We start from the raw sequence: 16,914 nt of genomic DNA on the forward strand, positions 1-16,914 counted from the left end.
TGGATCACGCTGGGGCAGACTGGCGGCATGGCTCGTAAGCGTTCGCCCCGTACCGCCTCCGCCGCCTGCCCGTGCGGCGCGGCCGCGTACGCCCGCTGTTGCGCCCCTCTCCACGACGGCAAGCCGGCGGCGGACCCGGAAACCCTGATGCGCTCGCGGTTCAGCGCGTATGCGCTGGGTCGCACCGACCACGTCCACCGCACGTGGCACCCGGAGACCCGCCCGCCGCACGAGGCCGACGTCGCCGACGATCCGGGGCTGCGCTGGGTACGCCTGGAAGTCCTCGAAACGGCCGGCGGCTCAGTGTTCGACGCGGAGGGGTCGGTCCGGTTCCGGGCGCACTACCGCGAGGGCGGCAAGCCGGGTGTGATGGAGGAGCTGAGCCGGTTCGTGCGTCACGAGGGACAGTGGGTCTACTGGGGGCCGTTGCCCCTGTGATCCACTGAACCAGCCTGCACCGGTGCGGGGAAGGAGAGCGTCATGTCGGCTCAGCGGCCGCTCGAGGACGGGATCGTCCGAGACTTCAAGGTCAACCTGTCGTACGGGGAGTACCTCCGTCTCGACCGGATCCTGGACGCGCAGCACCCGGTCAGTCAGCCCGCGCACCACGACGAGCTGCTCTTCATCCTGCAGCACCAGACGTCGGAGCTGTGGCTGAAACTGGTCATCCACGAGCTGAAGGCAGTACAGCAGCACCTGGCGAAGGACGAGTTGCGTCCCGCTCTCAAAGGGCTGGCCCGGGTCAAGCACATCCAGCGCACCCTGACCGAGCAGTGGTCGGTGCTGGCCACCCTGACGCCGAGCGAGTACGCGGAGTTCCGCAGCTTCCTCGGCACGTCGTCGGGGTTCCAGTCGTACCAGTACCGGGCGATCGAGTTCCTGCTCGGCAACAAGGACCGGCGGATGCTGTCGATCTTCAACGACCAGCCGGCGGCCCGGGAACTGCTCGAGGACGCCTTGCGTACGCCAAGCGTCTACGACGAGTTCCTGCACTTCCTGGCCCGGCGCGGTCACCCGGTGCCGATGGAGATCCTGCAGCGCGACGTCACCGAACCCTACGAGTACCGCGCCGAGCTGGTGCCCGTCTTCCAGGGGATCTACGAGAACGCCGACCAGAACTGGGACGTCTACGAAGCCTGCGAGGACCTCGTGGACCTGGAGGAGAACTTCCAGCTCTGGCGGTTCCGGCACCTCAAGACGGTGGAACGGACGATCGGCTTCAAACGCGGCACCGGCGGCTCGAGCGGGGTCTCGTTCCTGAAGGCGGCTCTCGATCTGACATTCTTCCCGGAGCTCTACGCCGTCCGCACCGAGATCGGAGTTCCCCGTTGAGCGGCGACCTGCTCCTCGACCGGGCGAAGGCGCTCGACGCGGCCGACCCGCTCGCCGGGTTCCGCGACCGGTTCCTCACCGCGCCCGCCTCGGACCTGCTCTCCTACCTCGACGGCAACTCGCTGGGCCGGCCCCTGGAGGCGACGGCCCGGCTGATGGACGCGTTCGTCCGGGAACAGTGGGGTGGCCGGCTCATCCGCGGCTGGACCGACGGCTGGCTGGACTGGCCGATCACCCTCGGTGACCGGCTCGGCGCCGTCGCCCTCGGTGCGGCACCCGGGCAGACCGTGATCGCCGACTCGACCACGGTGCTGATCTACAAGCTGGCGCGGGCCGCGGTGGACGCCCGGCCCGGCCGCCGCCGCGTCGTGCTGGACACCGACAACTTCCCCACCGACCGGTACGTGCTGGAGGGCATCGCGGCCGAACGGGGCCTCGAACTGGTCTGGATCTCCGCGGACCCGCTGACCGGCGTGCACCCCGCCCAGGTCGCCGAGGTGGTCGACGACCGGACCGCCCTGGTGCTGTTCAGCCACGTCGCCTACCGCTCGGGCTGGCTCGCCGACATCCCGGAGATCAACCGGATCGCGCACGAGGCGGGCGCGCTCACCCTGTGGGACCTGTGCCACTCCGCCGGGTCGGTGCCCGTCGAACTCGACGCGTGGGGTGTCGACCTCGCGGTCGGCTGCACCTACAAGTACCTCAACGGCGGGCCCGGTGCGCCGGCCTTCGCCTACCTGCGCCACGACCTGCAGGACGAGCTGCGCCAGCCCATCCTGGGCTGGATGGGGCATCGCGCGTCCTTCGAGATGGGGCACGGTCACGAGCCGGCCCCGGGCGTACGGGCTCTGCTCAGCGGGACACCGCCGATCCTCGCGATGGTCCCGCTGCACGCCAACCTGGACATGCTCGCCGAAGCCGGGATCGAGGCGGTGCGGGAGAAGTCGCTGCTGCTCACCGGGTACGTGCTGGACCTGGCCGACGCGTGGCTGACAGAGGCCGGCGTCGATGTGGTGAGCCCGCGCGACGCCGCCCGGCGCGGTGGGCACGTGACGCTGCGACGGCCCGGCTTCGAGCAGCTGCTGGAGCCGCTGTGGGACAGCGGGGTGATCCCCGACTATCGCCGGCCGGACGGGCTGCGGATCGGGCCGGCGCCGCTGAGCACGAGCTTCAGCGAGGTGTATCAGGGGCTGTCGGTGCTGCGCGACCTCCTCGAGAAGCAGCGATGACCTCCGGCTCCGGCGTTCCGGGCGGTCCTCCCGGCGGCGCGGCGGCTTCGTCGGGTGGCGCGGCGGCTTCGTCGGGTGGCACGGCGGGTTCGTCGGGTGGCTCGGCGGGCGTGGCGGGTGCGGCGGCTTGCTGCGGTGCTTCGGACGGGGGCTGTGCGGCGGCGGCTCTGCGGTCCGGGTCGGGTGCGCCGCGGGTGCGCTGGCTGATCGCCGACTCGGTGTGGTGGGGCGGCCGGCTGCGGTCGCGCGTCGCGCTGCGGGTCGGCGAGAACGGCATCGCGAAGCCGGTGCCGGGGGAGTTGGCGCCGGTCGCCGGCACCCGGCGGTTCCGCGGCACGCTGCTGCCCGGGCTCGTCGACGCGCACGTGCACGCGGCGCTCGTCGACCTCACGGCCGTCCGGGCCGGGGGGATCGGGTCGGTGTGGGACCTCGGCGGCGTACCCAAGGATCTTGAAGATCTCGCCGAACGCGCCCGGCAGCCGGGCACCGACCTGCCGCTGGTTCGCTATGCCGGACCGTTTCTGATCGCTCCGGGCGGCTATCCGAGCGACCGTTCGTGGGCGCCTGCCGGCAGCTGGCGGGAGATCCGTTCGGCCGCTGACGCCCACGAGGCGGTGGCGGAGGCCCGGTCGGCCGGGGCCTCCTTGATCAAGGTGACCGCGCACGCCGGCGGCCCGCTGCTGCCGCAGGACACGCTGACGTCGCTGGTCGGCGCGGCGCACGCGTCGGGGCTCGAGGTCGTCGTGCACGCCGAAGGCACCGGAACGGTCGCCGCCGCCCTGGACGCCGGTGCCGGCATTCTGGCGCATACGCCCTGGACAGAGCGGTTGGACGACGACCTGGTGCGAGCCTGCGCGGAGCGGATGCGCTGGATCAGCACGCTCGACATCCACGGTTGGGGAACACCCGACCCGGCACGGGAGATCGCCGTCGACAACCTGCGGCGCTTCCTCGGGTACGGGGGAAGCGTGCGCTACGGCACCGACCTCGGGAACGGGCCGCTGCCGGCGGGGGTGAACGTCCGGGAGATCCGGGCGTTGCAGGAAGCTGGCCTGGAGCCGCATGCGGTCCTGTCCGCGATGACCGAAAGTGACAGCTCGGTGCTCAGTGTGGTCGACGGCGGCCTCGACCTGGATGCGGACCGTTTCGCCGACTCGCTGGCGACGGCGCGGGCGATCGACGGAACCGCGTTGCCGAACCACTGCTGAAACCAGCCGGCCTGGTCTCGGCACGCGGGTGGTGGCCCGGCGGCGCCGGCAACGGCGCCGCGAGGGCAAGGTGCGGTGGTGCGGTGTGCGGTGGTGCGGTGCGCGGTGGTGCGGTGCGGTGCGCGGTGGTGCGGTGCGGTGCGCGGTGGTGCGGTGCGCGGTGCGCGGGTCAGACGGTTACGGCGGTGCCGGTGGTGGCGGACTCGCGGGCCGCGTCGAGGATCTCCATGGCGCGGACCGAGTCCCACGGGTCCACCGGCAGCGAGCCCTCGCCCAGGACGGCGGCGGCCACCGCCGGGTAGAAGGTGTCCCAGCGGCCCCGGCAGCTCTCGACGGGTGCGCCGGTGGCGCCGCGGAAGAGGTGGCCCCAGCGGTGTTCCGGTTCGACGCCCCAGCGGTCGCCCAGCTTGGCCGGGGTCCGGCCGCCCTTGAGCAGGGTCTCCTGGTGGTCGAGTTCCGGTGAGATGTAGGTGCCGGCGCTGCCGGTGACCCGGAACCGGGGGCCGGGACCGGCCTGCCGCCAGCTGCCCCACAGGTGCGACTCGACGCCGCTGGTGTGGTGCAGCGCCACGAAGAAGTCGTCGTCGCGGGGTTCGCCGCGCATCTCGGCGTACACCCGCTCGGCCGGGCCGTTCAGCTGGAGTGCCTGGTCGACCAGGTGGGAACCGAAGTCGAGCAGGGTGCCACCGCCGGCGGCGGGCGGTTCGCGGTCCGGCGCCCAGCGCTCCATCCGGGACTCGAAGCGGCGGATGTCGCCGAGCGAGCCCTTCTCGGCGAGCTTGCGGATGGTGAGGAAGTCGGAGTCCCAGCGCCGGTTCTGGTAGACGGTGAGCAGCACCCCCGCCTCCTCCGCGGTGCTGACGACCTTGCGGGCCGCCGCGGCGTCGAGCGCGAACGGCTTGTCGACGACCACGGCCAGGCCGGCGGCGATCGCCTCGGCGGCCAGGTCGGCGTGGGTGGCCGCGGGCGTCGAGATCGCCACGGCCTGCACGCCGGCGGCGGCCAGCGCGGCGATGGAGTCGTACGCCGTCACGCCCGGCAGTTGCTCCGCGACATGGGCGCGCCGCTCCGGGGAAGTGGTCACCACGCCGACGAAATCGATGTTCGGAGCCGAGGCGATCAGGGGTGCGTGGAACACCCGTCCGCCGGTGCCGTAGCCGACCAGCCCGAACTTAACCCGCTCGATCATGCTCGGAGTTTTTCACATCCGTTGCCGTCCTGTTGCACACGATCTTCGCCGTGACGTGTGATGCATGCCCCATCACCCTGGGTGTATAGCCCCAATGGCCCCTCGGGGCCCGTTCGCATCACGCACAGATCGGCTTCGATCTAGCGTAAGGCCAGGTAACGCCCCTGTCGGATGACTGACGAGCACGGTCGATCGGGCTGATCGGGATGAACAATCGATCCCATGGAACCCGCACAGAAGGAACGGACCCCGTTCTCCGACATCGACGGCTTGCCGGCCTCGATGTCCGCGATGCTGCTGGATGCGCTGACCGAAATGGGCCGCCATCCCGAGATCCGGCGGGTTCGCCGCGTCGCGTTCGAGATGCTCGCCCCGGCACCGGGGCAGCGGCTGCTGGACGCGGGTTCGGGCAGTGGCGAGGTGGCCCGCCGGCTCGCCCGGGAGGTCGCGCCGACCGGCGAGGTGGTCGCTCTGGACCACTCGGCGTCGATCACGGCCGCCGCGGTCGCGCGGCACGACGGCAGTGCGGTGCGCTACCTGACCGGCGACGTCTGCGCCCTCGATCTGCCGTCGGACGCGTTCGACGGGGTCTGGTGCGAGCGCGTCCTGCAGCACGTGGAGAGCGCCGACCGGGCCATCGACGAGCTGATCCGGGTGACCCGGCCGGGTGGACGGATCTGCCTCGTCGACACGGACTGGTCGTCGCTCGCCTTCGACGGGATGCCGTCCGGGCTGGGCGACGTGGTGCTGGCCCACGTGCGGGGGCACTTCACCCCCAAACAGCACGACATGGGGCGTACGTTGCGGCGCCGTCTCGTCGCGGCCGGCCTGACCGACCTGGCCGCCGTGCCGGTGACGTGCGTGTTCACCAGCCCGGACTCGGCCGCCGTGGTGCTGCCGATGGTCAACCCGCGGGTGCCCGAGGAGGTGTGGGCGACCCCGCCCGGCCTGCGGGACGAGTGGCTGGCCTGCGTCGAGGCGGCCGGCGCGAGCGGGACGTTCCTCGCCGTGCTCACGATCTGGGTGGTGACCGGCACGGTGCCGGCCTGACGGCCGGCACCGCGGGGTCCTCAGCTGACCGGCACCATGCGGTGCAGCAGGCGGTCCAGCGGCATGCTGGCGAAACTGTTCCGCACGTCGCTGGAGGCGTACGGCAGCCAGAACCGCCCGTCGTGCACGAGCCCGCCGCAGGAGTAGAGGACGTTCGGCACGTACCCCTCCCGCTCGATCTCGTCCGGGTCGATCAGGCCCTGCGGCAGGTCGGCGATGACCCGATCCGGGTGTTCCAGGTCGAGCAGCATGGCGCCGATCGCGTAGCGGCGCATCGGCCCGACACCGTGGGTGAGCACCAGCCACCCGGCCTCGGTCTCGATCGGCGAGCCACAGTTGCCGACCTGGATCAGATCCCAGCCACGGTGCGGCACGAGCAGCGGACCGGCCGGCTGCCACCGGTGCTTCTCGTCCCGGACGGCCAGCCCGAGGGTCTCGCCGTCGGAGCGGCACAGCGCCATCTTCTTGCCGTTGACGTAGCGCGGGAACAGCGCCATGCCCTTGTTCCGGGCGGCCGGTCCGTGCAGCGTGGCCACCTCGAAGTGCCGCAGGTCGCGGCTGAAGATGACCCGGCCGGAGATGTTGAAGCCGTCGTACGCGGTGTAGGTCGCCTGGTAGGCCGGGCGTCCGTCCGGGTCCATCACCTGCACGAACCGGGCGTCCTCCATGCCCCGGCCCTCGCTGGGCGTGGCCGGCCAGAGCACCCGCTGGTGCAGCGGGATGGTGGCCGGGAAGTTGACGGCGTAGTCGTCGCCGACGACCCGGCGGATCAGCTCGAGGGTCATCGGGGTGGTGGGCCGGGCCAGCAGTTCCGTCGGCAGGTGGCTCATGATGTCCTCGAACTCCTGGTCGTCGTACCGCTCCGGGAGGGCGTTGAGGACGTACGCCGAGGCCTCGTTGTCGATGTCCTCGTCGCCGAGGGCAGCGAACAGCTGATGCCGCATGTGCTTGGCGCCGACCCGATGGCCGATCATCAGCGGTCCGTCCCGATCCTCCATCCGGATCGCAGCGCCCGGCCCGAGCACCACGCTGCAGAACCCGATCGAGGAGATGTGCCCCTCGCCGATCTGCCGCAGGCTCACCGCGGCCCGCAGCTCGCCCGGCGCCAGATCGCTCTGGTCCGGGTGCGGCACCATCGACGGGTTGCAGAGCGCCGCGGCCTCGACCGAGAACTCGTGACTGAAGTACGCGCCGATGAGCGTCCGGGCGGCCGGCGACAGCTCGATCTCCGTCGGCACCCGGTGCTGGACCACCTCGTAGTGGTGCTGGAACACCGAGAGGATGTCGTGGTGCCGCCCGGCGAAGCGGTTGAGCACGTCGTCCAGCAGGGTGTTGATGTCCGCGTCGTCGAGCTGGAGGACGCGCTCGATCATGCGGGATGTCCGGTTGTGGGTTCCGTGCGCTTCCTCGCCGGGGACGAACAGCTTGATCACCACGCGGCGGGCGTCCGGCGTCATGGTGATGTTGTGACGGGTGATGTCTTGAGCATTCACGGTTGCGGTCACGCTAGGCCGCCTGACGGTCGGGTCGCGCTCCGGCTTGCCAGGCCGCGGGCATGCTGCAGCGTGGAGACGAGCGCGAGGGTGGATTCGGCTCCTTGGTTCAGATTAGGACCATCAACCGTCAATCCGTCATAACAACCATAAGTCTCGCTGTCCCACATCACCGTTCCGGTGTCGTTGTCACCCAGGAACCAGGCGATCGACTGGAACAGCGGGGCGTCCCAGCGCTCGTCCCCGGTGACCGCGGCCGCGGTGGCGCAGGCGTCCGCCGTGGCCGCAGCCTCGACCGGCTGCTGATCGAGCAGGTCGGGCCGGATGCCGGGGCTCGCGTCGCCGATCCGGTCCCGGTGCTCGCCGGCCCGCCAGCCGATCACCGGGACGGTCGAGAGGTGGCCGTGGTGCTCCTGCACCCGGCAGAGCCAGGCGAGCATCCGCAGCCCGTCGGCGAGCAGACCCTCGTCGCCCAGCAGGTCGCCGGCCGCGATGATCACCTCGGCCAGGGCCGGGTTCGCATACGTCAGTTCCCGTTCCGGCCAGACCCAGTGCGGCTCGGCACCGGGTACGCCGATCACCGTGACGGCGTCGGCGAGAAGTTCGGCCGCGGCCCGGTCGTGCGGGTCGGCGCGGAGCACCTCGGCCGCACCGAGGCCGGCGAACGCCATCGCGCGCGGCCAGGGCGACCGGCTGCGTACGCCCTGCTGGAAGGCGTTCGCCGCCTCCCGCCGCAGCCAGGCCGGCTGGGCCCGCGCCGCCGCCGTGCCCAGCCCCCAGAGGGCCCGGCCCCACCAGTCGCCGAGCGACGGCTCGTCCAGCCAGCGCCGGTCGTAGCTCATCCGGTTGCGGAAGGCGCCGTCCGGCCCCTCCGCGTGGGTGAGGAAGGCCAGATAGCGCTCCGCGAGCCGGACGAGCTGCGGACCCGGCCGCGGTTCGCGCGCGGCCACCATCAGCCCGCGCGCCACGTCGTCGACGCAGTAGCCGTGCTCGCGCCGGACGATCGCGTTGCGGGCGTGTTCGAGCAGGCCGGTGTCGTCGGAGAGGCGGAACACGTGGTCCCAGCGAGGCTCGGGCGCGTCCCCGAGCTGGATCGGTGGCGGGATGAGCCGCAGGGAGCCCCGGAGGCGGGAGTTGCCCCTCATGCCGGGATCGTCTGGGCAGCGAGCGGCCGCCGGGCGCCGCGCAGCCGGGCGGCGAGCGCCTGGTACCGCGCGGCCACCGCGGGCCAGCGCAGCGTCGGGCCGCCCGCCAGGCCGGTGAGCCGGCCGGCCAGACCCGGCTCGGCCAGGCCGGGATCGGCGAGCACGCGGCGGATGGCCATGGCCATCGCCTCCGGGTCCTGATGCGGTACGAGCAGGCCCGGCCCGTCGGCTAGCAGCTCGACCGCGTGCGGGAACTCGGTGGCCACCACCGGGACACCGGCGGCGACGGCCTCGATCAGGACGCCGGAGGTGACCTGCTCGGTGGAGTCGTAGGGCAGCACCACCGCGTCGGCGGAGCGGATCAGCCGGGACAGGCCGGCCGGCGTCAGATAGACGTCGGACCAGCGGACCTGGTCGGTGACGCCGCACTGCTCGGCGAGCGTCCGGAGGGACTCGCGGTACTGGTCGCCCTGCTGTTCGAGGACTTTCGGATGGGTCCGGCCGGCGACCGTGTAGAGCGGCCCGGGGCGTACGTCGTCGAGCAGGGACAGGGCCCGGATCGCCCACTCGATGCCCTTGCCGGGCCCGAGCAGACCCCAGGTGAGCAGGTGCGGCCGGTGGTCCGGCGGGGCGTCGTCGTCCGTCGTCCGGGCGGCGCCCGGGACGCCGTGATCGGCGGCGCCGTGCGGGATCACCGTCACCTTGCGGTGATCGACCTGGTAGAGGCCGGTCAGCCGGGTGCGCGCGGTGTCGGTCATCGTCACGACGGCGTCGGCGGTGGCGGCGATCTCCTCCAGCACGGAGCGCTGGAGCTGGTCCGGGTGGGTGAGCACGGTGTGCAGGACCACGATCACGGGCACGCGCAGGGCGCGCAGCACCGGCAGGATCTCGGCCCCGGCGTCACCGGGATAGATGCCGTACTCGTGCTGGACGATCGCCACGTCGAAGCGGTTGAGCGCGGTGGCGGCCGCGACCCAGCCGCCCGGGCGATCGGTGTTCCAGGTGTGCACGACCCGCGGCGCGGCCCGGTCGAGAGCCATCCCGCCGCTGGTGTTGTCGCCGGCGAGCAGCCGGACCACCCCGGAACCGGCGGTGCCGGCGGCCAGGTGCGTCGCGAGTGCCGCATTGAACGTCGCCAAACCGCATTGCGTGGGGGGATAAGTGCTCAGAAACCCGTATGTCGCGGGCATGACAGGCCTTTCTCCTCGGCCGGCTGCCTCCCCGCAGCACGGACTCAGCGCGCGCGGGCTTGATGTGGGAAACCGCGCGAGAAGTGCGCGGAGACAGACCGGGCCGATACGGAGCAGGCGGTCAGCGCAGACCGGGAAACTGGCCTGTTTAACGCGCAATTCACATTGCGACGTTAACAAGACCAAGGTATTCAGCTGATGATTTTTCGGTAAATCGACAGGTAGTCCTCCACCATCCGGTCGGCCGAGAACCGCTTGCGGGCATGCGCCGAGCACCCCGCCCGGTCGATCCGGCCGAGCCGGTCGATCGCGGCCACCGCCTCGTCCACCGTCTCCACCAGAAACCCCGTGACGCCCTCGTCCACCACCTCCGGCATGGAGCCTTTCCGGTACGCGACCACGGGCGTCCCGCAGATCATCGACTCGACCACCGAGAGGCCGAACGGCTCGGCGAACCGGATCGGGTGCAACAGCGCGGCTCCGGAACCGAGGAGGGTGCCGCGTTCGTCCGGTCCCACCGAACCCAGATAGACGACCCGGTCACCGTCGATATCGGGCTCCACGCGGGCGGTGAAGTAATCGCGGTCCTGGACGATTCCGCACATGATCAGGCGGCGACCGGCGCGGCGGGCGATCTCGATGGCGATGTCCGTGCCTTTGTCGGGATGGATCCGGCCGAACAGGAGCAGGTCGTCCCGATTCACTTCCGGATGATTCGGGCCGTCCGGATGGAACGGCAAACCGGCCAGGTCGACGCCGTGGTGCACGGTCGCCAGGTATTCCAGGTCGGCGGAGCGGTCGCTGTCCGAGATGGCGACGAAGCGGGCGCCGTGCTCGGTCTGCGCCCGCCGGTAGGCCGGCAGGATGTTCGGGCCGGAGAAGCCGTGCACGGTGGTGACGAGCGGCGCCCGGCAGTGCGCCGCGAACGCCAGCGGCAGCCAGTCCAGGTGGTTGTGAACCAGGTCGAACTCGCCGGAGCGGGCCAGCGCGTGGCTGACGTGGATCGCCTCCCACACCCGGCCGTCGATGGCGTCGTTCTCCTCGTACCCGGTGGGTGTCACGCCGTCGAGGGTGGCCTCCGTGACCGAGTCCAGGGTGGCGAAGAGGGTGACGTCCACGCCGCGCCGGGTCAGTCCCTCGGTCAGCAGGCTGGTGATCAGCTCCCACGGGCCGTAGTGCAGCGGCGGGGTACGCCAGGCGATAGGGCCCAACATCGCTATCCTCATGACAAATCACGCTTTCCGGCCATAAGCACGTCGTCAGTATGCCTGGCCGGTATCGCGCGCGTTCTCGTGTTAGAGAAGAGCCATGACGGAATCGTGGTGGAAGAAGGCGGTTGTCTACCAGATCTACCCGCGGAGCTTCGCGGACTCCGACGGCGACGGCATGGGCGACCTGCGCGGCATCATCAACCACCTCGACCACCTGGCCGAGCTCGGTGTCGACGTGCTCTGGCTCTCGCCGATCTACCCGTCGCCGCAGGACGACAACGGGTACGACATCAGCGACTACCAGAACATCGAGCCGCTCTTCGGCGATCTCGCCGTCTTCGACGAACTGCTGGCCGGGGCGCACGCCCGCGGCATGAAGCTGATCATGGATCTGGTGGTGAACCACAGCTCGGACGAGCACCCGTGGTTCCAGGAGAGCCGGTCGGCCAAGGACAACCCGAAGCGGGACTGGTACTGGTGGCGGCCGGCGCGCGCCGGCATGGAGCCGGGCACCCCCGGTGCCGAGCCGACCAACTGGGGTTCGGTCTTCGGCGGGCCGGCCTGGGAGTTCGACGAGAAGTCCGGCGAGTACTACCTGCACCTGTTCTCCAAGAAGCAGCCCGACCTCAACTGGGAGAACCCGGAGGTCCGGGAGGCGGTCTACGCCATGATGCGCTGGTGGCTCGACCGGGGCGTGGACGGCTTCCGGATGGACGTCATCAACATGATCTCCAAGGTGGTCGGCGAGGACGGGTCGTTGCCCGACGGGCGGCTCAGCGCCGGTGCGGCGTACGCGGACGGTTCCGCCTCGTACGTCGGCGGACCCCGGCTGCACGAGTTCCTCCAGGAGATGCACCGCGAGGTGTTCGCCGGGCGCGAAGGGCTGCTGACCGTCGGCGAGATGCCGGGGGTCACGGTCGAGGAGGCCCGGCTGCACACCGACCCGGAGCGGCACGAGGTCGACATGGTCTTCCAGTTCGACCACGTGTGGGTGGACCGCGGCCCCGACCCCTGGCTGCTGATGCCGTTGCGGCTGACCCAGCTCAAGGCCATCCTGGGCCGGTGGCAGGCCGGGCTCGCCGACCTCGGCTGGAACAGCCTCTACTGGAACAACCACGACCAGCCGCGAGTGGTCTCCCGCTACGGCGACGACAGCCCCGAGCACCGGGTGACGTCGGCCAAGATGCTCGGCACCGTGCTGCACCTGCACCGCGGTACGCCCTACGTCTACCAGGGCGAAGAGCTCGGGATGACGAACTACCCGTTCGGCGGGATCGAGGACTTCCGGGACATCGAGGCGCTCGGGCAGTACCGGCAGGCGCTCGACCTGGAAGGCCGCGACCCGGACGAGGTGCTGACCGTGCTGCGTGCCCGGGGCCGGGACAACGCGCGCACCCCGATGCAGTGGGACGACTCGCCGCAGGCCGGCTTCACGACCGGCACACCGTGGCTGGCCGTGAACCCGAACCACCGCGAGATCAACGCCGCCGCGCAGCGGGCCGACCCGGACTCGGTGTTCCACTGGTACCGCCGGCTGATCGCGCTGCGGCACGCCGAACCGGCGGTGGCCCAGGGTGACTTCACCATGCTGCTGCCCGACGACGAGCGCCTGTACGCCTTCACCCGTGCCCTCGGATCCACCGAGCTGCTGGTGGTCGGCAACTTCTCCGGCGAGCCGGCCCGGGCCGGGATCGACCTGGCCGGCGAGCTGATCCTGAACAACCTGCCGCAGGCCCCCGTCGACGGGTTGCTGGCCCCCTGGCAGGCCGTGGTCTACAAGCGGACCCGCTGACGGGTCAGCCGGTGATGGTGTCCCAGGAGTAGCCGAGGAGGGCGAAGGCGGCGCCCAGCAGCGCCAGGCTCACACCGCGCGTGCTGATCGGCAGCGCCGCCAGGACCAGCAGGATCACGGCGATCAGGTAGAAGAGTCCGGGGATGGGCATGGGGTGCTCCTCGATGTGGGGGTGTGGGGCGGCGAGCCCTTACCCCCACCTCGAGCGGCGCTAAACAACCGGCGGCAATCTCGATGGCGATATTTCTTGACCATCGAGGTTCACGGCCGGGGTACGGGGTAAACGTGAGCGCATGACCAGTTCCGTGATGCGCTCCGGGCGGCACGTCTCACCCTGGTTGGCCCTGGCCGGATTCGGCGTCGCGGTCGCGGCCGCCGCGCTGATCGGCGGTCTCGGGGTGGCCGGCACCGCGAGCGAATACCAGAGTCTCGACCGGCCCTCGTGGGCGCCGCCGTCCTGGCTGTTCGGCCCCGTCTGGACCGCGTTGTACGCGATGATCGCGGTGAGCGGCTGGCTGGTCTGGCGGCGCACCGGCTGGTCGCCGGCGCTCAACTGGTACGCGGTGCAGCTCGTCCTGAACGCGATCTGGACACCGATCTTCTTCGGTGCCGGGCAGTACGGCCTGGCGCTGATGGACATCGTCGTGCTCTGGGTGCTGATCGGGGTGACCGTCGGGAAGTTCCGGCCGGTCTCCAAGGTCGCGGCGGGGCTGCTGCTGCCGTACTGGGCGTGGGTGTCGTTCGCGACGGCCCTGAACACCGCGATCTGGCTGGCGAACTGACCGGGCGAGTCCGTTCGCCGGGATTGCCGCCACCCGGGTAAAAATCCGAGCTTTTTTCACGAAACTCCCCACCTGTCACTCCTGGCACCGGCAAGGTGTCACATGGTCGCCGGTACGTCCCGTATTGACCCCTTCCGCCGGTGGCCGGGGGAGTTTCCATGCGCCGCAACCGGCTCACCACCCGTCTGCTGGCCGCCCTGGTCGCCGCCACACCGGCCGTCGCGGTCGCGATCGCCGGTACGGTCCCGCAGCCGGCTGACCCGGTCCGGTCCTCGGGGCCGGTGCTGCAGACCTTCGCGCTGACGCCGGGAGAGGTGCGCGGGGACGGGCTGCGGCTCGCCGGCGCGGCGGCTCGGGCCGTGACGGCTCCGGCCGCGGCGGCTCCGGCCGTGGCGGCTCCGACCGTGATGCGGGGCGGAGCCGAGCCCCTGAGCGGTGGGCGGGCTGAGTTGCCGCCGCGGCGTACTGAGCCGTTCAGCATGGTCGGTGTCACCTGGGCGGATCCGCGGGTGGTCAGCGACGGGCGGATCGAGGTGCGGACGCGGACGGCGGGGACGGGCCGGTGGACGCCCTGGCAGCTGTTGGAGACGGACAATCCGGACGCTTCGGGTGGGGCTGAGGGGCCCGGCGCGCGGGGGGCCAGCGATCCGCTCTGGGTCGGTCTGTCGGACGGCGTCGAGGCCCGGGTCGAGGGCGCGCGGACGCTGCCCCGGGGAATGCGGGTGGACCTGATCAACCCGGACGGCGAGGGCGTCGGGGAGGCGCCGGAGATGCGGCCGGGGGCAGCGGCGAGCGGCCGGGACCGGGCAGAGATCGCCGGCCGAGCCCAGAACGCAGGCCGAGCCGAGAGCGCTGGCCGAGCCCGGAACGCAGGCCGAGCCCAGAACGCGGGCCGGGCCGGAAGCGCCGCCCGGAGGGCGGGCGGGAACGCGGCGGATCGGGCGCGGCGGAATCCGGTTCTGCCGGCGCGGCCGGTGCCGCGGATGGTGACGCGGGCCGGCTGGGGGGCCAATGAGGGGAGCGTGGCGGATCCGCCGAGCTACACGGGGGCCATCAAGATTGTGTTCGTGCACCACACGGCGACCGGCAACGGGTACACCTGCGGGCAGTCGGCGAGCATCGTGCGGGGCATCGCGACCTACCAGGTGAAGAGCAAGGGCTGGAACGACATCGGCTACAACTTCCTGGTCGACAAGTGCGGCACCGTCTTCGAGGGGCGCGGCGGCGGGGTGCACCGCTCGGTGCTCGGGGCGCACACACTCGGGTTCAACGACAACGCCAGCGCGATCGCGGTGATCGGTGACTTCCGGTCGGTGCGGATCCCGGTGGCGGCGCGGGCAGCGGTGGCGCAGGTCGCGGCGTACAAGCTGGGTGCCTGGGGCAGCCCGCCGGCCGGGCGGGTGGCGCTCGTCTCCGGCGGCAGCAACAAGCACGCGGCCGGCCGGGCGGTGACCTTCAGCCGGATCTCCGGGCATCGGGACGCCGGCTCCACCGAGTGCCCGGGCACCGCGCTCTACCGGCAACTCCCGGCGATCCGCACGATCGCCGGCGGCGCACCGATCGGGCTGCGTTTCCAGCAGCTGGGTGGCGCGAGCGCGGCGGCGGGCAAGTTCTACAGCCGGGGGCTCGTGCAGCCGCTCTGGGACCTGTCGACGCCGACCCGGATGCTGGACCGCTTCGAGGTGTGGCTGGACGGCCGGATGTTCGTCGCCACCCCGGCCGGGCACCGCCGCGCGCGGGTCCGGCTCTCGCCCGGTGAGCACACCCTCGCGATCAAGGCGGTGCACCTGTCCGGGCGTACCTCGGTGACCAGCGCGCGGATCATCGCCGACCCGGTGCCGCCCGCGTTCCCGGCGGAGCCACAGGTGTCGCTGCGCACCGGCACCATGAGCGACGCGGTGCCGGTCCGGGTGAGCTGGGGCGCGAGGGACGCGCACGGCCTGCGATCGGTACGGGTCACCGGCACCGCCCGGGCGGTGCTCGGCGCCACCGCGCGGGCCCACGACGCGGCCGCCCGGCTCGGCGAGGCGAACGCCTGGACGGTGACGGCCGCGGACCGGGCCGGGAACGTGCGGAGCGCTTCGGTCACCCGTACACCCGTGCTCGTCGCCGAAGCCGGCGCCCGGCGGACCGGAACCTGGCGCACCGCGCGCGACCCGCGCTTCCTGGGCAGTGAAGCCGCCGCCGCGTCCGCTCGCGGCGCGTCGATGAGCTGGACGTTCACCGGCCGCTCCGCCGCGCTCGTGGCCGGGCGGACCGCGACCTCGGGCCGGATCCGGGTCTTCCTGGACGGGCGTGATCAAGGCGTGGTGGACCTGCGGTCATCGGGGACGCGCTACCGCCAGGCGGTCTGGACGCGGATGTGGCCGACCGCCGGCACCCACACGGTGACAGTGCAGGTGGAAGGCACCGCCGGGCGGCCGTCCGTGCTGCTCGACGGGCTCACCTACCTGCGCTGAACGGGTTCGGCACCGGCTGCCAGGAACGGCCGCCGGGCAGGATCTGGCGCAGACCCTGGAACCACTGGTACGCCATCTTGCGGTAACCGAGCTCGTCCGGGTGCACGCCGTCCACCGTGTCCGTGGCCGGGATCGCGGACATGTCGACGAGCGTGACGTTGCCCGGGTGCCGGGCCGCGGCCCGGGCGAGCGTCGCGTTGAACGAACGGAACTCCTTCTCGTGCCGGCCCCGGACCACCAGCAGCTTCGCCAGCACGATCCGCACCTTGGGGTCGGTGGCGAGCATCCGGTCGATCAGCTGGTCCAGCCGCCGGGGCGCGCCGGCGGCCTGGTTGCGCAGCAGGTCGTTGGTGCCGATGTCGAGCAGGACCACCTGCGGGCGATGTTTGCGCATCCAGAAGTCGGTGTGCCGGTTCAGCCAGGCGATCCGCCAGCCCGGGTGTCCCTCGTGGGCGGTGTCGGCGCCGCTGCCGTTGCGCTGCGAACCGACGAAGTCGGCGTGCACCCCGGCCAGGGCCAGCCAGGTGAAGAGTTCGGCGCGGTAGCCGTTCTCGGCGCGGTCGCCCTTGCCGAACGTGAGGCTGTCCCCGAACGGCATGATCCGGACGGGGATGCCGGGAGTCGCCTGGATCGGCTGCCGGACGGCCGCCGCCGATGCCTGCCCCGCCGCCGATGCCCGCGCCGCCGGCGGCGTCCCCGTTGCCGCCGTGGCGGCCTGCGGCGCGGCCAGGGCGACACCGGTGGCCATCAATGCGGCGGCGATCATCGGAACCGGGTTCATCAGGCGCATGCCCGGCGGTTCGACGCGGCCCGCCGGGCACTGAGCACGTGATC

Annotated in this window: 15 protein-coding genes; 8 read left to right on the forward strand and 7 right to left on the reverse strand. The window is 71.8% G+C overall.

Annotation, left to right across the window (positions count from 1 at the left end; genetic code table 11):
* The first annotated feature begins 27 nt into the window (after nt 1-27).
* The 4 genes from LPA41_RS09275 to LPA41_RS09290 all read left to right on the forward strand — a co-directional run bounded on the left by LPA41_RS09275 (nt 28) and on the right by LPA41_RS09290 (nt 3,769).
* Nucleotides 28-438 carry a YchJ family protein gene (locus LPA41_RS09275; protein WP_229069608.1) on the forward strand — a complete coding sequence of 137 codons (411 nt, stop codon included), beginning with the start codon at nt 28-30 and terminating at the stop codon, nt 436-438.
* Nucleotides 439-480: 42 nt separating this feature from the next.
* Entirely contained in the window at nt 481-1,332 is an 852-nt protein-coding gene (gene kynA, locus LPA41_RS09280) for a tryptophan 2,3-dioxygenase (RefSeq protein WP_229069610.1), read from the forward strand.
* Nucleotides 1,329-2,561, forward strand: a complete 1,233-nt coding sequence (gene kynU / locus LPA41_RS09285) for a kynureninase (protein ID WP_229069612.1) — start codon at nt 1,329-1,331, stop codon at nt 2,559-2,561. Before kynA ends, kynU begins: the two co-directional genes overlap by 4 nt.
* Before the next feature lie 194 nt (nt 2,562-2,755).
* A complete protein-coding gene (locus tag LPA41_RS09290; protein ID WP_229069614.1) occupies nt 2,756-3,769 on the forward strand; it encodes an amidohydrolase family protein in 1,014 nt (337 codons plus the stop codon).
* A gap of 169 nt (nt 3,770-3,938) precedes the next feature.
* Here LPA41_RS09290 and LPA41_RS09295 read toward each other — a convergent pair whose 3' ends face one another.
* Nucleotides 3,939-4,958, reverse strand: coding sequence for a Gfo/Idh/MocA family oxidoreductase (locus LPA41_RS09295; protein WP_229069615.1), 1,020 nt, complete (start codon nt 4,956-4,958; stop codon nt 3,939-3,941).
* Nucleotides 4,959-5,180: 222 nt separating this feature from the next.
* Between LPA41_RS09295 and LPA41_RS09300 the strand changes: the two genes are divergently transcribed.
* Entirely contained in the window at nt 5,181-6,008 is an 828-nt protein-coding gene (locus tag LPA41_RS09300; RefSeq protein WP_229069617.1) for a methyltransferase domain-containing protein, read from the forward strand.
* Between the two features lie 20 nt (nt 6,009-6,028).
* On the opposite strand, the gene LPA41_RS09305 is transcribed toward LPA41_RS09300, so the two are convergent.
* The 4 genes from LPA41_RS09305 to LPA41_RS09320 all read right to left on the reverse strand — a co-directional run bounded on the left by LPA41_RS09305 (nt 6,029) and on the right by LPA41_RS09320 (nt 11,062).
* Complete coding sequence (locus tag LPA41_RS09305) at nt 6,029-7,513, reverse strand: glycoside hydrolase family 130 protein (RefSeq protein WP_374238134.1); 1,485 nt, start codon at nt 7,511-7,513, stop codon at nt 6,029-6,031.
* A complete protein-coding gene (locus LPA41_RS09310; protein ID WP_229069619.1) occupies nt 7,510-8,646 on the reverse strand; it encodes a glycosyltransferase in 1,137 nt (378 codons plus the stop codon). Before LPA41_RS09310 ends, LPA41_RS09305 begins: the two co-directional genes overlap by 4 nt.
* Complete coding sequence (locus tag LPA41_RS09315) at nt 8,643-9,836, reverse strand: glycosyltransferase (protein WP_229069621.1); 1,194 nt, start codon at nt 9,834-9,836, stop codon at nt 8,643-8,645. The genes LPA41_RS09310 and LPA41_RS09315 overlap by 4 nt, the downstream gene beginning before the upstream one ends.
* A gap of 191 nt (nt 9,837-10,027) precedes the next feature.
* Entirely contained in the window at nt 10,028-11,062 is a 1,035-nt protein-coding gene (locus tag LPA41_RS09320; protein ID WP_229069623.1) for a glycosyltransferase family 4 protein, read from the reverse strand.
* Between the two features lie 82 nt (nt 11,063-11,144).
* Here LPA41_RS09320 and LPA41_RS09325 point away from each other — a divergent pair, with 82 nt between their 5' ends.
* Nucleotides 11,145-12,839, forward strand: coding sequence for an alpha-glucosidase (locus LPA41_RS09325; RefSeq protein ID WP_229069624.1), 1,695 nt, complete (start codon nt 11,145-11,147; stop codon nt 12,837-12,839).
* A gap of 4 nt (nt 12,840-12,843) precedes the next feature.
* Here the strand turns inward: LPA41_RS09325 and LPA41_RS09330 are convergent, their stop codons facing one another.
* Nucleotides 12,844-12,990 carry a hypothetical protein gene (locus LPA41_RS09330; RefSeq protein ID WP_229069625.1) on the reverse strand — a complete coding sequence of 49 codons (147 nt, stop codon included), beginning with the start codon at nt 12,988-12,990 and terminating at the stop codon, nt 12,844-12,846.
* 142 nt (nt 12,991-13,132) lie between these two features.
* Here LPA41_RS09330 and LPA41_RS09335 point away from each other — a divergent pair, with 142 nt between their 5' ends.
* Nucleotides 13,133-13,621 (forward strand): TspO/MBR family protein, encoded by a 489-nt coding sequence (locus tag LPA41_RS09335; protein ID WP_229069627.1) that lies wholly within the window; start codon nt 13,133-13,135, stop codon nt 13,619-13,621.
* Nucleotides 13,622-13,779: 158 nt separating this feature from the next.
* Nucleotides 13,780-16,080, forward strand: coding sequence for a peptidoglycan recognition protein (locus tag LPA41_RS09340; protein WP_229069628.1), 2,301 nt, complete (start codon nt 13,780-13,782; stop codon nt 16,078-16,080).
* Here LPA41_RS09340 and LPA41_RS09345 read toward each other — a convergent pair.
* Nucleotides 16,064-16,861: an SGNH/GDSL hydrolase family protein gene (locus tag LPA41_RS09345; protein WP_229069631.1), complete on the reverse strand. Its 798-nt coding sequence runs from the start codon at nt 16,859-16,861 to the stop codon at nt 16,064-16,066. The two genes, LPA41_RS09340 and LPA41_RS09345, sit on opposite strands and share 17 nt — an antisense overlap.
* Nucleotides 16,862-16,914: the final 53 nt, after the last annotated feature.

This window comes from Actinoplanes sp. DH11, from assembly GCF_020873875.1.
Lineage (GTDB): Bacteria > Actinomycetota > Actinomycetes > Mycobacteriales > Micromonosporaceae > Actinoplanes.

Coding starts and splice junctions, on each gene's coding strand:
- LPA41_RS09345 (WP_229069631.1), bottom strand. CDS start 16,861: ATGAACCCGGTTCCGATGATCGCCGCCGCATTGATGGCCACCGGTGTC.
- LPA41_RS09300 (WP_229069617.1), top strand. CDS start 5,181: ATGGAACCCGCACAGAAGGAACGGACCCCGTTCTCCGACATCGACGGC.
- LPA41_RS09315 (WP_229069621.1), bottom strand. CDS start 9,836: ATGCCCGCGACATACGGGTTTCTGAGCACTTATCCCCCCACGCAATGC.
- kynA (WP_229069610.1), top strand. CDS start 481: ATGTCGGCTCAGCGGCCGCTCGAGGACGGGATCGTCCGAGACTTCAAG.
- LPA41_RS09335 (WP_229069627.1), top strand. CDS start 13,133: ATGACCAGTTCCGTGATGCGCTCCGGGCGGCACGTCTCACCCTGGTTG.
- LPA41_RS09320 (WP_229069623.1), bottom strand. CDS start 11,062: ATGAGGATAGCGATGTTGGGCCCTATCGCCTGGCGTACCCCGCCGCTG.
- LPA41_RS09330 (WP_229069625.1), bottom strand. CDS start 12,990: ATGCCCATCCCCGGACTCTTCTACCTGATCGCCGTGATCCTGCTGGTC.
- LPA41_RS09340 (WP_229069628.1), top strand. CDS start 13,780: ATGCGCCGCAACCGGCTCACCACCCGTCTGCTGGCCGCCCTGGTCGCC.
- LPA41_RS09310 (WP_229069619.1), bottom strand. CDS start 8,646: ATGAGGGGCAACTCCCGCCTCCGGGGCTCCCTGCGGCTCATCCCGCCA.
- LPA41_RS09325 (WP_229069624.1), top strand. CDS start 11,145: ATGACGGAATCGTGGTGGAAGAAGGCGGTTGTCTACCAGATCTACCCG.
- LPA41_RS09275 (WP_229069608.1), top strand. CDS start 28: ATGGCTCGTAAGCGTTCGCCCCGTACCGCCTCCGCCGCCTGCCCGTGC.
- LPA41_RS09295 (WP_229069615.1), bottom strand. CDS start 4,958: ATGATCGAGCGGGTTAAGTTCGGGCTGGTCGGCTACGGCACCGGCGGA.